Source organism: Leptospira neocaledonica (assembly GCF_002812205.1).
Classification (GTDB): domain Bacteria; phylum Spirochaetota; class Leptospiria; order Leptospirales; family Leptospiraceae; genus Leptospira_B; species Leptospira_B neocaledonica.
Window position 1 is genome coordinate 1 of record NZ_NPEA01000031.1, and the last position, 1206, is coordinate 1206.

1 protein-coding gene is annotated in these 1206 nt (G+C 38.6%); it reads right to left on the reverse strand.

Annotation, left to right across the window (positions count from 1 at the left end):
- Window positions 1-234 precede the first annotated feature (234 nt).
- The gene (locus CH365_RS19925; protein ID WP_125226357.1) at window positions 235-1113 is read right to left on the reverse strand and encodes a TIR domain-containing protein; all 879 of its coding nucleotides are present in this window, start codon (window positions 1111-1113) and stop codon (window positions 235-237) included.
- Window positions 1114-1206: the final 93 nt, after the last annotated feature.

The following is a 1206-nucleotide window of genomic DNA, read 5'->3' on the forward strand; positions in this document are numbered from 1 at the left end:
AGCAAATGGGAAACGATGCTTATGATTTGCTTTTTCGAAAATCAACATAATTTTTGTCCATTGCGTCTAACGACCGAGCCTTGCCGACGTTGGCGTGCTGAGCAAAGCGAAGACAGGCACGAGAATTGCTCTGCAAGTCGAGTGACTGAGCCAATGTGCCGAAGGCCAAGCGAGAGTCGCGAAGCGAGCTCGAAGCGCAGCGGCAGAGGCGAAAGTTAGACGCAGTGCCAAAAATTAAAATATAGTACCCTTAATCCGGTTGCTTAGTTTCTCAATTAGATCCGTTTCGTCACGCCATACAACGTGATTATACTGTCTAGTATCGAAGTGCACTTTATCTAATTCATTATCCTTACAACACCAAATCACAGGCAGCCCAAATGCCATTGCATAACCAGCTTCGAAATAGACTCCTGGTCTCTGCCCGGTGACTTCTGCTATCATAAATCTACTTTTTCGAATTTCACTCAGTATTTCGCCCGAGATTTCATTGTTGTGCTCCTTATTATCAATACGAAATGCAACAAAAGCTTGCTTTGAAGCAAAGGGAGATTCTGTTTTTTCTATTTCTATCCAACCATTTTCTTCTATTCGAAATCCTCTGGTAATCCCTGCAAAAGTATCAAGTTTTCGTGAATCTTCATAAAGATATCTCTTCTCTTTCAGAATGCCTAAGATAAAATACATTTGCGAACTATTCTTTGCAAAACAGTCATGTAGATGAACCGTAGGAATGAATTCTCCATATTCGGGTTGAATTCTTGCAAGGTTAAGCAATGTCCTATTTTGCTTTTCGAAGATATTCTTAGGAAACTCAGCCTGAATTTCTTTAAGAGTAAGCATACTTACAGTTTCTTTGATTGAAATTATGAATGATTTTTTCTCATCTTCAGTTAATATAAAAACACGACGGTTCTTTAAAAAATTTTCTCGAAGTATTGATAAAACAATATAAATTTCCTCTTCCTTAACAATCAGACACTCCCGAAGTGCATATTCACTAATTCTGATTAATCCATATTCTTTATGAAGAAAAGTATAATAGTTCGTCTTGCCAGGAAGCGCCGGCAGTATTTCATTCCATTCTGTGTTAAATAATTTACTAATATCCATATTTCTTGGCATTGCGTATAACGACCAAGGTGTTCCGACGTTTGCGATGGCACGAGTTTGCTAATGCAAACGAAGTGACTGAAGCAAATGTGG